This is a genomic window from Salsuginibacillus kocurii DSM 18087 (assembly GCF_000377705.1).
GTDB lineage: Bacteria > Bacillota > Bacilli > Bacillales > Marinococcaceae > Salsuginibacillus > Salsuginibacillus kocurii.
In genome coordinates, this window is record NZ_KB898623.1 from 32,699 (window position 1) to 47,351 (window position 14,653).

15 protein-coding genes are annotated in these 14,653 nt (G+C 42.5%); all 15 read right to left on the minus strand.

Features of this window, described 5'->3' with window-relative positions; genetic code table 11:
- Window positions 1–101: 101 nt before the first annotated feature.
- The 15 genes from D469_RS0100145 to ftsA all read right to left on the minus strand — a co-directional run bounded on the left by D469_RS0100145 (window position 102) and on the right by ftsA (window position 14,562).
- The gene (locus D469_RS0100145) at window positions 102–1,022 is read right to left on the minus strand and encodes an RluA family pseudouridine synthase (protein ID WP_018921322.1); all 921 of its coding nucleotides are present in this window, start codon (window positions 1,020–1,022) and stop codon (window positions 102–104) included.
- Entirely contained in the window at window positions 1,012–1,488 is a 477-nt protein-coding gene (lspA, locus tag D469_RS0100150; protein ID WP_018921323.1) for a signal peptidase II, read from the minus strand. The genes D469_RS0100145 and lspA overlap by 11 nt, the downstream gene beginning before the upstream one ends.
- 220 nt (window positions 1,489–1,708) lie before the next feature.
- Window positions 1,709–4,480 (minus strand): isoleucine--tRNA ligase, encoded by a 2,772-nt coding sequence (gene ileS, locus D469_RS0100155; RefSeq protein ID WP_018921324.1) that lies wholly within the window; start codon window positions 4,478–4,480, stop codon window positions 1,709–1,711.
- Between the two features lie 409 nt (window positions 4,481–4,889).
- Window positions 4,890–5,414 (minus strand): DivIVA domain-containing protein, encoded by a 525-nt coding sequence (locus D469_RS0100160; protein WP_018921325.1) that lies wholly within the window; start codon window positions 5,412–5,414, stop codon window positions 4,890–4,892.
- A 92-nt stretch (window positions 5,415–5,506) separates the two neighbouring features.
- Window positions 5,507–6,286, minus strand: coding sequence for a YlmH family RNA-binding protein (locus tag D469_RS0100165; protein WP_018921326.1), 780 nt, complete (start codon window positions 6,284–6,286; stop codon window positions 5,507–5,509).
- A gap of 111 nt (window positions 6,287–6,397) precedes the next feature.
- A complete protein-coding gene (locus D469_RS0100170) occupies window positions 6,398–6,652 on the minus strand; it encodes a YggT family protein (protein ID WP_018921327.1) in 255 nt (84 codons plus the stop codon).
- Between the two features lie 21 nt (window positions 6,653–6,673).
- A complete protein-coding gene (locus D469_RS0100175; protein ID WP_018921328.1) occupies window positions 6,674–7,111 on the minus strand; it encodes a cell division protein SepF in 438 nt (145 codons plus the stop codon).
- The gene (locus D469_RS0100180) at window positions 7,108–7,821 is read right to left on the minus strand and encodes a YggS family pyridoxal phosphate-dependent enzyme (RefSeq protein ID WP_018921329.1); all 714 of its coding nucleotides are present in this window, start codon (window positions 7,819–7,821) and stop codon (window positions 7,108–7,110) included. Before D469_RS0100180 ends, D469_RS0100175 begins: the two co-directional genes overlap by 4 nt.
- A gap of 17 nt (window positions 7,822–7,838) precedes the next feature.
- Window positions 7,839–8,672, minus strand: a complete 834-nt coding sequence (gene pgeF, locus D469_RS0100185; RefSeq protein ID WP_018921330.1) for a peptidoglycan editing factor PgeF — start codon at window positions 8,670–8,672, stop codon at window positions 7,839–7,841.
- A 100-nt stretch (window positions 8,673–8,772) separates the two neighbouring features.
- Window positions 8,773–9,018 (minus strand): YlmC/YmxH family sporulation protein, encoded by a 246-nt coding sequence (locus D469_RS0100190; protein ID WP_026286032.1) that lies wholly within the window; start codon window positions 9,016–9,018, stop codon window positions 8,773–8,775.
- A 147-nt stretch (window positions 9,019–9,165) separates the two neighbouring features.
- A complete protein-coding gene (gene sigG, locus D469_RS0100195; protein ID WP_018921332.1) occupies window positions 9,166–9,963 on the minus strand; it encodes an RNA polymerase sporulation sigma factor SigG in 798 nt (265 codons plus the stop codon).
- 198 nt (window positions 9,964–10,161) lie between these two features.
- Complete coding sequence (sigE, locus tag D469_RS0100200; RefSeq protein WP_040606403.1) at window positions 10,162–10,887, minus strand: RNA polymerase sporulation sigma factor SigE; 726 nt, start codon at window positions 10,885–10,887, stop codon at window positions 10,162–10,164.
- Between the two features lie 14 nt (window positions 10,888–10,901).
- The gene (locus tag D469_RS0100205; RefSeq protein ID WP_018921334.1) at window positions 10,902–11,795 is read right to left on the minus strand and encodes a sigma-E processing peptidase SpoIIGA; all 894 of its coding nucleotides are present in this window, start codon (window positions 11,793–11,795) and stop codon (window positions 10,902–10,904) included.
- Window positions 11,796–12,066: 271 nt separating this feature from the next.
- Window positions 12,067–13,221, minus strand: coding sequence for a cell division protein FtsZ (ftsZ, locus tag D469_RS0100210; protein WP_018921335.1), 1,155 nt, complete (start codon window positions 13,219–13,221; stop codon window positions 12,067–12,069).
- A 45-nt stretch (window positions 13,222–13,266) separates the two neighbouring features.
- Window positions 13,267–14,562, minus strand: a complete 1,296-nt coding sequence (ftsA, locus tag D469_RS0100215) for a cell division protein FtsA (protein WP_018921336.1) — start codon at window positions 14,560–14,562, stop codon at window positions 13,267–13,269.
- Window positions 14,563–14,653 lie beyond the last annotated feature (91 nt).

Consider the following 14,653-nt stretch of genomic DNA (forward strand, 5'->3'; position numbering starts at 1 on the left):
ATACGCCTTTGTCGTTAATTCACACCTTCTCAGCCTCACTGGACTGTTCTTAAAGGTAAGCTTTATTCTGTTAGTTAGTATGACAAAAGCCAGGCAAAAAATCAAGCATTCATTCGAAGTTGCGTCAAAACTTGTGTGAAATCATCGGGAAATGGCGCTTGAAACTTCATGAATTCTTTAGTGGCAGGGTGAACAAAAGCCAACGTTTCTGCATGTAACGCCTGCCCTCTAATAGCGAACTTTGACTTTGGTCCATATTTAGGATCTTTTACAACAGGGTGATTTATATATGCTAAATGCACCCTGATTTGATGTGTTCGGCCTGTTTCGAGCTGGCAAGTTAATAGAGAATGCGAGTTGAATCGTTCTTCCACTTCAAAGTGAGTAGTTGCTTCTTTTCCATGCTGGTCAGTTACAGCCATTTTTTGGCGGTCATTAGGGTCTCGTCCAATTGGAGCTTCGATCGTCCCACGCTGGTGGGCAATGACTCCGTGGACAATTGCTTTATACAAACGTTCTGCTTTCTTTTCTCGCAATTGGTCTGCTAGCTGTTCATGAGCATAGTCCGTCTTAGCCACTACGAGTAATCCGGATGTATCTTTATCAAGTCGATGGACAATCCCTGGGCGGAAGTCGCCGTTCAGTGTAGATAGGGAAGGTGTATAATGCAAAAGTGCATTTACTAACGTGCCAGTCGTATGACCCGGAGCGGGATGAACAACCATGCCTCTTGGTTTGTTAACAACGAGCAGTTCTTCATCTTCATATAAAACATCAAGAGCAACATTCTCCGGCTCAATTGTTTCATGTTCGGGCGCTGGTGGGGTAACTGTTACTTGGTCGCCAGCTTTAAGTTTGTAGTTACTTTTTTCACTTTTGTTATTCACTTGCACGTGACCTTCTTTTGCCCATTTTTGCACAGTGCTGCGAGACCAGTCAGGAAAAAGCGCGACAATATGTTTATCCAGCCGTTCCCCTTCTCCTTCTTGAGATACTACAAGACTTAATTGTTCATCCTTCATGCGCTTGCTCCTTTTCTTTTCGTTCATCTAAAAAAATGCGTCCTAAGAGTAAAATAACACCAATTACCAGTGCTGCATCAGCTACATTGAAAATCGGAAAACTATAGGCTCCGAAATATACATCAACAAAATCCACTACTTCTCCAAAAAGAATACGGTCAATGAAATTTCCAATTGCCCCGCCTAGCAACAATCCTAGCGGAAGACCGTACCAAACACTGCGTCCTGCATAGAGATACATGTAATAGATGAGAGCAACTGTGACAACGACTGTTACAATGTAGAATAACCATTGCTGGCCTTGCAAAATACCAAAAGCGGCCCCTGCATTACGGTGCGAGGTGAGGTAAAGAAACCCATCAATAACCGGGATCGATTCTCTAATTTCCATGTTATTTACAACCAAACGCTTGGTCCATTGATCCAATGAAATGATCACAACTGCGAGCAGGTAATACTTCCACATGCCAGCGACGTCCTTTCTTTCTCTCTCAATATCATTTCTTGCACTCTTCGCATTTTAGCATACCCGGGGATAAGCAGGAAGCAAAATCCTCCTACATCTTTAGTATAGCTACTCATACCAAAGAGCTGCCCAGAAGATTGAACGTCTCGGCTGGGCAGCTTCTCTTCTTTTACTTTTTGTCTCACTTAGTTTGAAACAAAGAGTAAAAAACACTTATTTTTTAGACCACGTGAGAATAATGCTCTTTTACCACAGTGGCACAACGTGAACAGAGTTCTGGATGTGTTTCATCTTCACCAACATTTTCTTTAACATGCCAGCAGCGTTCACATTTTTCTCCAGAGGCCGCTTCAACCCGCACAGAGATCGTTTCAAACACATGGGAATCTGTTGGGGCACTCTCTTTTTCCCCCATAATTACGGCATCTGAGACGATAAAGAGTCCATTCAAATCACCAGCTGATTCTAACAGGCTTCTCGTTTCTCCCGAGACAAACAATTCCACCCGTGCTTCTAGCGACTTGCCAATAACTTTATTATTCCGTGCTTCTTCGAGGGCTTTTAACACTTCATCGCGCACTTCCATAATGTGGGTCCATTTTTCGCGAAGAGCGTCAGCCCCTTCAATGGCTACAGGTTCTGGAATGTCTGTTAATTGTACAGATTCTTCCGTTACTCCTGGAAGGTGGGCCCATACTTCTTCCGTCGTATGCGGGATAATTGGCGTTACAAGCTTTGTTAATGTAACAAGCGTATCATACATCACCGTTTGGGTCGCTCGTCTAGCTGAAAGGTTTTCAGGTTCTACATAGAGTGTGTCTTTGGCAACATCCATATAAAAGGAGCTTAATTCAATGGTACAGAAATGATGCACGCTTTGATACACATTTGAAAATTGGTAGCTGTCATAGCCTTCTTTCGCTTTTTTCAATACATCCTGCAGACGAACATAGATATATTGGTCGATTTCACGAAAATCGGAGCGGTCTACCCGATTGGTTGCTGGGTCAAAATCATGTAAGTTGCCAAGCAAAAAGCGAAACGTGTTCCGGATTTTACGATAGCCTTCAGCTACTTGCTTTAATATCGCATCAGAAATACGCACATCTGCCTGATAATCAACGGAAGCTGTCCAAAGCCTTAAAATGTCGGCACCCATTTGTTTCATGATGTCATTTGGTACCATTACATTGCCTAACGATTTACTCATTTTTTGCCCTTCTCCGTCCAACGCAAAGCCATGACTGACAATCGTGTGGTACGGAGCTTTTCCTGTCACCGCCACACTTGTTGAAAGTGATGAATTAAACCAGCCGCGATATTGGTCTGAGCCTTCAATGTACACATCCGCCGGGCGCTGGAGATCTTCTCGTTCTTCCAGTACTGCCTGGTGAGAAGAACCAGAGTCAAACCACACGTCCATAATATCCATTTCTCTTGTGAAGGTACCTTGTGGGCTGTGGGTAGAAGTGTATCCTTCAGGCAGTAGATCTTTTGTTTCCCATTCAAACCAGATATTTGAGCCATGCTCTCTAAAGAGGGCCGCCACGTGTTCAATCGTTTCATCTTCCACAATGGGCGTACCATCTTCTCCATAAAAAATTGGAATTGGAACGCCCCAGGCACGCTGCCTGGAAATACACCAGTCGCCTCTGTCGCGTACCATATTGTAGAGCCTGGTTTCTCCCCAGCCTGGGTACCAGTTTACATTTTCCACTTCTTGCAGCAATTCTTCACGAATGTTTTCAATTGAAGCAAACCACTGATTCGTTGCTCTAAAAATTACTGGCTTTTTTGTACGCCAATCGTGAGGATACGAATGAGTAATGAATGTTAACTTCAAAAGCACACCGCGCTCATCCAGCTGTTCAGTAATAGACTTATTGGCTTCGTCATAAAAGACACCTTCAAATCCTGGCGCTTCCTCAGTGAAGTAGCCTTTGTCGTTTACCGGGCAAAGGACATCGAGCCCATATTGCTGGCCGACAACAAAGTCATCTTCCCCGTGGCCTGGAGCGGTATGAACACAGCCCGTACCAGCTTCTAAATTAACATGCTCTCCTAAAACAACAAGCGATTCGCGTTCATATAGTGGATGAACTGCTTTCACGCCTTCGAGTTTAGACCCTGTCAATGTCTTCACAATTTCTGTATCTTCCCAACCAAATTCTTCAGCCAATGTGTCAACTAACTCAGTTGCCACAATAAACTTCTCTCCACCTGTTTTTACAACGCTGTACTCAAGTTCAGGATGAACAGCAATAGCCAAGTTTGCTGGGATAGTCCACGGAGTTGTTGTCCAGATCACGAATTTTTCCGTGTTCTCTAATACTTCATTGCCGTTAGAAACCGTAAAGCTGACATAGATGGAAGGAGAGCGCTTATCATGATACTCAATCTCTGCCTCCGCTAACGCCGACTCTGAGGAAGGAGACCAGTATACAGGTTTTTCTCCTTTATAAATATGGCCGTTTTTTGCCATTTCCCCAAACACCCGTACTTGCTGCGCTTCGTATTCGGGTGTCAGAGTGACGTATGGATTTTCCCAATCCCCACGCACACCAAGACGCTTAAATTGGTCACGCTGGCGGTCAATCTGTTTCATCGCATATTCTTCACATTTCTTGCGAAATTCAGCTACTGATAATTTTTTGCGATCGACTTTTTTGTTTTTTGTGAGGGCTGTTTCAATCGGCAAACCATGGGTGTCCCAGCCCGGCACGTAAGGGGCATGATAGCCATTCATGGAATGGTAGCGCACAATAAAATCCTTTAAAATTTTATTCAAGGCGTGACCCATATGAATATCTCCATTCGCGTATGGAGGCCCGTCGTGAAGAACAAACATCTCTCGGCCTTTCGTCCGTTCTTGCACCTTTGCATAAATATTTTCTTCTTCCCATTGCTTTTGCCGTTCTGGTTCTTTGTTTGGCAAATTACCACGCATCGGGAACTTCGTTTTTGGCATAAGCAGTGTCTCTTTATAACTCAATGAATTGTCCTCCTTAAAATCTGATTCTATAAGCATACAAAAATCCCCGTCCAAAAAGGGACGAGGATTACCCGCGGTACCACCCTGATGGAGCTGCGCCTGCTAGACGAGAACATGAGTTACCGCCCGTTTGACAGCTTCTCTTTCTCTCCCTATTACGTTGGCATTTTCCGCTCTAAAACGCTCCGCTTAGGTCCACTATAACGGGTGGGACCGCCAGAATCTACAAAACCATTTTTCGGTTCTTCGGTCTGGGGATTCGAGGGTGATATTTAGTCCGGTGCTTCCATCAGGCTTCCACCATCCCTGATTCGCTAGCTGGGCTGCCGTACCTACTGTCCCTGTCATCATCACAATTTTTATGAATACTCGATGTGTAAAAAAAGTATAGACCTCGCTTCTTCGTACGTCAAGTCGAAGAATAGCTGTCTTTATACATAGGTGTATTTTCGTCTTCATCACTTTGGTCCATGGATCGCGTTAACTCATCCCAATCTTCATTATGTAACATTTCCAGTTGGGACTCAATTAACATTTTAAAGCGCATACGGTATACGGAAGCTTGTTTTTTCATTTCTTCTGTCTCAAGCGAAACCTTCCGCGATTTTGACAACGCATCATTAATAATGCGGTCCGCATTCTTTTCCGCTTCTTTAACTATTAAGTCCGCTTCTTTTTTAGCATTTCGCTTCACTTCTTCAGCAGATTCCTGAGCAACTAATATCGATTTGTTAAGGGTTTCTTCAATATTTGAAAAATGCTCAAGTCGTTCCTCTAGCTCTGTTACTTTCTCAAATAATTCGTTTTTCTCTCGAATTACAGTTTCAAAGTCTTTGATCACCTGGTCCAAAAATTCATTGACTTCATCTTCATCATAACCGCGAAATCCACGTGCAAACTCTTTGTTGTGAATATCTAAAGGAGTTAATGACAAAGAAAACACCTCCTAAATAAACATTTTATTCAGCGGTCTGCTCAACATTTTATACTGTACTTCTTCGAGATATAGCCGTTATTTCCCTGTAGTTATTTTATTTTTTTTCCATAGTGGATAAAAAAACTGCCTTTTTTGGACTCACCCTCTATACTCAGCAACTTGCTGCGGCCAAGCCCCCGCACCGAAATAAAATCCCCCGGCTCTACGATAAAAGATGGTTCTTCAATCGTTTGCCAATTTACTTTGACTCGTCCTTTCTCAATAAACGGTAGAGCTTTTGTGCGAGAAAGACGGTATATCTCTGCAAGTAAGACATCCAAACGAAACGATTTAACAAAACCTTTTGCTTCACTCCATTCTTCAGTTACCGTAAGAGCTTGGGCTAACGGCAGCGTTCGAAGCGAAACCGATGTATTGCCAACCGAAGTTAAATTCATTTCTACAAATGTCGCAATTTCTTTAGCAACAAGAAATTGAAAGGTGTCGCCCTGCTTAACAATATCGCCAAACTTTTCTCTTCGTACCCCTAAACTCATTAAAGCACCTAATAAATCACGATGGCTTAACTCAACAAACCGGCCGGGATACGTTAATTCTAACAGTACAAGTTCAAACTGTCCGCGTTCATTGGACTCATAGAAAGGAGCAATCAGGGCTCTTCTTCGCTCAACAGGTCCATTGAAGCCGCCATCAAACGAAAGCAGAATCTCTTCATCTTTGCCGATCACACTACGGACAATTTCCTGCTGCCGCGGATCTAAAAAGTCCGTTAATTTAGCGGTGTAGCGTGTTTGTACGATATCTTTCCATTCTAATACTTGGTCGATAAACGGGTGCTCGTCTTTTCGGAAATGCTGATAAATAGACAACGCGTTCGAACCTCCATTACATCACAAACGCAGCTTTCACTGCTTGCCGCACCACCTGTTATTATAGCCAGCCTTATAACTAAGGCTTATATACAGACTGACGACCGTTGCTTACGTAAACAGCGCAATCACGCCATAGCGAGCAAAGTTTAAAGCAATTAATGCGACAATTGGCGAGATATCGATCATTCCAAGTGGCGGAATGACTTTACGAAACGGTTCAATAAACGGTTCTACAATTGAACCGAGCATTTGTCCAAATTGTGATTCACGTGAACCTGGGAACCACGACATGAAAATATAAATAATGACGGCAAATGAATAGATTTGCATACCAAAAGCTAGAAAATAACCGATAGATTCCATTTTTTCACCACCTTAATCCACTTAAAACTCGTGACCTTCTTGCATCATTTCTGTTATTTGCCCAGTGACGTTGACATTATCGGGCACGCAGAGGAAAATATTTTGACCAATTTTAGTTATATCACCGCCAATGGCATAAACTGTGCCGCTTAAAAAATCAACGATACGAAGCGCCTGATCACGACCAATTCGTTGCAAATTAATAATTACAGCTTTGCGGTTCTTTAACTGGTCTGCAATATCTTGTGCTTCATCATACGTACGAGGTTCTACAAGCATGACTTTGGCCGATTGTTGAACGCTTTGCAGGCTCACAACATTCTTTTTATCTTGTTCTCCTGTTTGGGCTTTTACTTTCTGTTCTTCCTGGGATTCCGGCCACTCGGTAACTTCTTCCACTTCCTCAACGACATCATCATCTAATTCGAAAAATTTTTTAAAACGGTTTTTCATGCTCAATCTGAACGCACCTCCTCACTGCCAGACACGTCTTGTCCAACTAATAACTGCCCAAGCCGTACCATAGTAGCTCCTTCTTCAACAGCAATTTCAAAGTCATTTGACATTCCCATTGATAAATGATGGCAGGGAGCGTGAGCAAGTTGTTTAGTTGCGATTATATCACGAAGTTGACGAAGTTCCTTGAAAAATGGGCGAACTTCTTCAGGATATTCTACAAAAGGAGCCATTGTCATTAAACCGCTTATCTCAAGCGCTGGATATTCTTTTAGCTGCTCAATGAATGCTTCCAAATCAGCGGGAGCCAAGCCTGTCTTTGTACGTTCGCCAGACACATTCACCTGTACTAAACATTTCATTTTTTCTCCGGGTGGCATGCGTTTATTAATTTCTTCAGCCAAGGAGAGGCGGTCCAATGAATGTATATAATTATAATAAGGAATAATCTTTTTCGCCTTTTTTGACTGAAGTTGGCCTACGAAATGCCAGGTCCCCCGGGCTTCAAGAGCATTGTATTTATTCATTGCTTCATCTACGCGATTTTCCCCAAAATGTTTTATACCTGCCTCCCAGGCTTCGTATGCTCTGTTGCTGGAGACGTACTTTGTTACAGCAATGACTTCCACCTCTTCCGCCGTTCTTCCGCTAATCTCCAGAGCGTGGGAAAGTCTTTCCTTTATAGTTGATAAATTTGTTGCAACCGTGCTCACGAAAGAATCTCCTCTCTCTATGTCTCGTTTTCAACCCAGCCAATTCCAGCGAGCATTCTGCCAGACTCAAGACCGTCTCTACGGTGTGAATAGAAGAGGGAAGAATGATCATATGTACAATACTCCGACTTGAGAATATGAGTACTCTTCACCCCTTCAGCCCTTAGAAGAGCTTCATTGACTCGTTTTAAATCAATGCGGTAGCTCCCCTCACCTGCATAGTCAATCGCTTCATCTAATTCGACTTGCGGGAGTTGAAGGTTCACTATTTCATTATACACTCGTTCATCTACTTCGTAATTTGTTTTTCCAATTGAAGGGCCAATCGCTGCTTGGAGTGAATTAATATTTATTCCTTGAGCTTTTAAATGATAGATCATTTCATTAACAATATTGGCAGCTGTGCCTTTCCAGCCAGCGTGAGCCAGCCCAATCCAGCCGGTTGAAGGGTCTACAAACCAAATAGGAACACAATCCGCATAAACTGCAGTCAATAACAAGCCCTCATCGTTTGTTATCAACCCATCTGCTTTTCCACAGGCATTTTCTATGTCTTTAGCACCTTGGCCACGCTGCGAACGGTTCACCACTTGAATCTGATTGCCATGAACCTGCTCAGGCGCAACCCACTGCGCTAATGGAATTTGAATATCTTCAGCCAAGTATGCTCGGTTTTTTAATACATCACTCGGCTCATCGCCAACATGAAGCCCCGTGTTAAGCGTATCATAAGGCTGCTTGCTCTCTCCGTGAAGGCGAGTCGAGAATCTTGCGCGGAGTAAGGGGAACTTATTTTCCCATGATGTCAGCTGCAGCCAGCGACCCATTTGTTCAAATGGTTCGTCTTTCATGCCCATCCTACCTCTCGTTATTTCGTCGTTCTAATACAGGATTCAATTAATTGTACCATATTTTTTTCAGCCCCCACACCCTAAGAACGCTTACTTATATTTACGGATGGCTTTTGGGTGCATGGACAAGAATGACATCATTGCCGATTTTCACAACATTCGACCAAGGTATCATCCATTCTCCGTCTTTTGCGAGCCAGCCTAGCATCTTACCACCACTTCCTACAATTAAGCCGTCAATCATTCCTGTTTCCAAATTAACTTCTACATCTTGTAAAAAACCAAGCCGCTTGCCGGTGTGCATATTCACAATATCCTTTGTTTCCAACTCAGAGACTCGTAACATGCCGCCACCCCTCCCTGCTTTATTATCCATACTATAGATATGCATCTGTCTCCTGACATATCCATCCCTAAAATACGAAGTCTTTATTTTCTCTACTCTTTTTATTTGCGTATGATTTTTCTGTGCTAAACTATAAAAAACTCCCGCTTAACGCGGGAGTTCATCACTTGTATGTTTATTCATTTGTTTAATAGCTGATTTTTCCAAACGTGATACTTGAGCCTGAGAAATCCCTATTTCATCGGCTACTTCCATTTGGGTTTTCCCATCGAAAAACCTCATTGTCACAATGTTTTTTTCGCGATCATTTAGGCGCTCCATTGCTTCATCAAGCGCGATATGTTCAATCCATGAATGATCTTTTTCTTTTTCATCGCGAATCTGATCCATCACATAAATGGGGTCTCCCCCATCATTATAAATCGGTTCAAACAATGAAACAGGGTCCTGGATCGCATCTAAAGCGAAAACAATGTCTTCTTTAGGTATTTCTAAGGCATCTGCAAGCTCCTGGACCGTAGGCTCTCGGTCTTTAATTTTATCGTTCATGAGTTGATCACGCATTTGCAGCGCTTTGTACGCTGTATCACGTAAGGAACGGGAGACACGGATCGGGTTGTTGTCCCGTAAGTGTCGCCTAATTTCCCCAATAATCATCGGTACTGCGTAAGTGGAAAAGCGGACATTGTGAGATAAATCGAAATTATCAATGGATTTCATAAGGCCAATACAGCCCACCTGGAACAAGTCATCGACATTCTCGCCACGGTGGTTGAATCGTTTGATAACACTTAAGACCAACCGTAAATTTCCATTTACGAGTTCTTCCCTTGCTGAATGGTCACCATCCTGAAACGCTGTAAATAACTTTTTCATTTCTTGGTTTGTTAGGACTGGAAGCGTGGAAGTGTCTACACCGCAAATTTCAACCTTACTACGTGCCATGCCGTCCCTCCCTGTCGTGATGTGCGAAAAACAGGTACATTGTTTACCCTGAATTTCCGGAATCATGAAGCTACACGTTCAGTTTGTCCGGACGACATGTTTTTATGCGGAGCGGCCTATTTTCCTTTCCAAATTTGTCGAATTTAGTAAATCTGTCCTGAGTCTAAATCATTGAGCGTGCCACAAATACTCGAGCATTCATACCATTTTATTAAATTCTTTCTGCAATCTTTTAATAATTCGCTTTTCCAGCCTTGAAATATAAGACTGCGAAATACCCAATAAAGTGGCAACATCTTTTTGAGTATGAGGAGGTCCGCCTGCCAGACCGAATCGCATCTCCATAATTTGTTTTTCCCTATCATTCAGGCGAGTCATTGCCCGCTTTAGCAAGGACTTGTCTACCTGAAATTCCAAATCTTTTGTAATAATATCGTTTTCTGTGCCGAGTACATCTGATAACAGCAGTTCATTTCCATCCCAATCTACATTTAACGGTTCATCAAAAGAGATTTCCGAACGCATTTTATTTGTCCGGCGCAAGTACATTAATATTTCATTTTCAATACAACGTGAAGCATACGTTGCCAGTTTTATTTTCTTTTCAGGATCGAAGGTATTAACAGCTTTAATTAAGCCAATTGTACCGATACTAATTAAATCTTCAATGTTAATGCCTGTATTTTCAAACTTGCGTGCAATGTATACTACCAGCCGCAAATTCCGTTCAATCAATACAGAGCGGACGTCTGGATCTCCCTCAGGCAAACGCGCTAACAAATCTTGTTCTTCTTCTTTAGTCAGCGGGGGTGGCAGTGCATCTTTTCCACCAATATAATATATATCATTTTTTCCTGTCTTCAAACGTTGCATCCACTGTTCTACTTTACGGAACCATTTAGTAATCTGGAACTTAATGATAATAACCCCTTTCTAAGTTAGGATGCTTCTGACCATTCGTCGCAAATTGGAACAATGGCCTGAAAATCTGAATTGGTTGACAAACGTCTTTTCTCTACAGCAATTAATATAGATTCAAGCTTTATCCAGTTGTTTGCACGCTTAATTCTTGCTGCATCAGGACGTAAGGCTGCGAGTAAACCTTCTTTCGTGCCTACGCTCTGATAAGGAATAAAGCGGAGCTTGTATGTGTGTTTTGTTTCTTCGGAACACTGGTCAATCGATCCCTCTGCAAGCAACGTTAATTCATTGTATTGCTGTACTGGAAGTACCGCTTTGAAAGCTTCTAGCTCAAGGATAATAACCGGGGTGTTTGTTATTGGGTCTTTCAAAAGGTTGCCAGAATCAAGCAGTCCTCTTACATGTTGTTTTTTGTTAAAAAGTTCAATTTCCATATCTACAATATGAGAGGTTTGATGATTTCTTCTTTTTTGTAAATGATTAAGCCAAAGCAGAACACCCGTACCAATACTAAGCGTTAAGAGCACTACTCCTACATTTAGAGGGAAGGACGAGTCAGGCTCATTTAAGGCTCCTACAGGTTGTCTATACAATGATAGAGTTGAAATAAAACCGCCAACTGTAAAACTAACGGCAAAAAAAAGCGTGACCATTTTTAAAAAGAGTGGAAATGGCTGCCTCCCAAAGGCCAATACAACAATACATGCAGCCAACATAATATGGCTTGTAAACGATTCAAGATAATGACTATATCCAAGCGGCCAAAGAAAGATACTCAAACTAGATACTCCCGCACTAAAAACGAGACGTTTAAAGCTAATCGGTTTTTTAATCCAATAACTTGTTATGAGAAGGAGCATGCATGTTATCACTACATTCATTACATACATTACATCCATATAAATGGTCACCTCATCCCCCCTCTCTACCTAAGTGTAAGCCACCAAAATAAAAAAAACTGTCGCTCTATCACGACAGAAAAATGCCAATTTTGTCTATTTTTACCTTTTATTCTCCTTATGAACGCAGAAAAAAGGGGTGCATCACCACAGGTGAACACCCCTTTTTCTTATATGGTTTTATCATTATAAAAATGTCACTGATAAGCGTTGCAACGTAGTCTTATTCACTGCTGCTTAGCTTAGAGGTTGAAATCCTTGTCGCAAAGAAGAATTAAATTAATTATTTTTTACGTCTGCGGTTCCTCAAGAAGGTTGGGATATCTAATGTGTCATTAGCTTCTTGTCCTTCTTGACGAGGTTGTTCGTTCACTGGTTCTTCTTTTCTACTAGGACTTGGTTGGGAACTAGAAGAAAGTGAAGGACGTTTCTGGCTAGCTTGAGTTGTTGCTGCACGTTTTTGTGCAGGAGCACTTTCTTGTTCATTTTCTTCAAAGCCAGTAGCAATTACTGTTACGACAATTTCATCTTTTAACTCTTCATTAATGACTGAACCAAAGATCATGTTTACTTCTGGGTCTGATTCTTCAGACACGATTTCTGCTGCTTCATGAACTTCAAACAAGCTTAAGTTTGAACCGCCAGTAATATTCATCAATACACCTTGTGCACCGTCAACAGAAGTCTCCAAAAGCGGACTGGAAATAGCTTTTTTAGCAGCTTCGGCTGCACGGTTTTCACCTGTAGCTATTCCAATGCCCATGAGCGCTGAACCTTTGTCCATCATAATCGTTTTTACATCAGCAAAGTCTAAATTAATTAGTCCTGGCACAGCAATTAAATCAGAAATACCTTGCACACCCTGTCTGAGCACATTATCCGCTTCACGGAAAGCTTCTAACATTGGTGTATTTTTATCTACGATTTCTAAAAGTCGATCATTTGGAATAACAATTAATGTATCTACTTTTTCTTTTAAACTGCCAGTTCCGTTCATAGCCTGCGTAGAACGTTTCCGGCCTTCAAAGGTAAATGGGCGCGTGACTACGCCTACTGTAAGGGCGCCAATTTCTTTAGCCACTTCTGCAATAACCGGCGCTGCACCTGTACCTGTGCCACCGCCCATACCAGCAGTAATAAATACCATATCCGCACCTGTCAGTGCTTCTTCAAGCTGTTCTTTGCTTTCTTCGGCTGCTTTTTTACCAATCTCAGGGTCTGCTCCAGCTCCGAGCCCCCTTGTTAACTTTCCACCTAACTGAAGTTTTGTTTCTGCTTCAGATAGCTGCAACGCTTGAGCATCTGTATTGACTGCTATAAATTCTACTCCCTGCAAACCGTTTTCAATCATGCGATTTACAGCATTCGAACCGCCGCCACCTACACCGATCACTTTAATTTGCGCCATTTGGTCCATATCCATTTCAAACTCTAACATCTCAGGTCCCCCAATCAGTCAAGTCTACCTGTCTATGAAACGCGTTTATTCAAAAAAGACGCGAAAAACGTTTTTGACACGCTTCTTAATTCCAGGCCGATCGCTGTCGTCTTGGTTTACAGTTTCTTGTTTAACCGCTCGTTTTTCTACGGTTGTTGGTCCATGTTCATCTTCTAATGGTGCAACTGCTGCACCAACTTCCTTGCCTTGAATTTTAACATTACGCTGAGCAAATTCAATCAGCCCAATGCCATTGGTATATTTTGGCTCCCGTACGCCAATATGATCTGGAATGGCAATCCGAACTCCCTGGTTCAGCACATCACGCGCCAATTCCAAGATCCCAGGCAACATGACTGTACCTCCAGTCAATGCATACCCGCCTGGCAAATCATAATAACCCAGCTTTGCAATTTCTGCTTCAACCATTTCAAACACTTCTTCGAGTCGCGGTTCAATGATGTGAGCCATCTCATACTGGCTGTATGCTTCTTCCACACCATTTCCGATCGTTACAAGAGAAAAGGTGACATCATCAGAAGCTTCATCAATGAAAGCATGTCCATAATCAATTTTGGCCTGCTCAGCATCTTCTGTCGATGTTCTTAAACCGACTGAAATATCATTGGTTATGTGATCCCCACCGATGGGCAACACAGACACAGCCTGCAGTCTCCCTTGCTCGAACACAGAGACAGTGGTAGATCCTCCTCCTATATCGACAAGCGCAACTCCAAGGGATCTTTCATCTTTTGAGATAGCGACAGATCCCGCAGCTAAAGGCTGTAAACAAATATCTGCAACTTCAAGTCCTGCTTTTTCTACACAGCGAAGTAGATTATGTAAGACTGTTTTAGATGCTGTGATAATCATACCTTCCATTTCAAGGCGAACGCCGATCATACCGCGGGGATCTGTAATTTCATCAAGGCCATCAACAATAAATTGACTTGGCACAACATCAACTACTTCACGTTCTGGAGGGATTGATAATACTTGAGCAGCGTCTAAAACACGCTCGATATCATCTGCCCCGATCTCCCGATTAGGATCAGAGACAGCAACCACCCCATGACAAGGCTGTAATTGGATGTGATTTCCATTCACGCCGACGATTGCTTTTTCAATCGTCAAACCTGCAGTACGTTCTGCCTGGGTGACCGCGGATTCAATGGCATACACAGTTTCATCAATGTCAACGATGGCACCTTTTTTAATCCCATCTGACACTGCTTCGCCTACCCCGATTACATGGAGCTGGCGACCATTCATTTCGCCTACCATCACCCGTACACTGGACGTACCAATATCCAGACTTACATAAATTTCATCTCTTGACATTGTCCGTAAGCCACCTCCTCTTGATCAAATCTCTTTTTCATTTGTTGTGTTAACTAATAGTTGTTTTTTACGATAATGGAATGCGTGACCC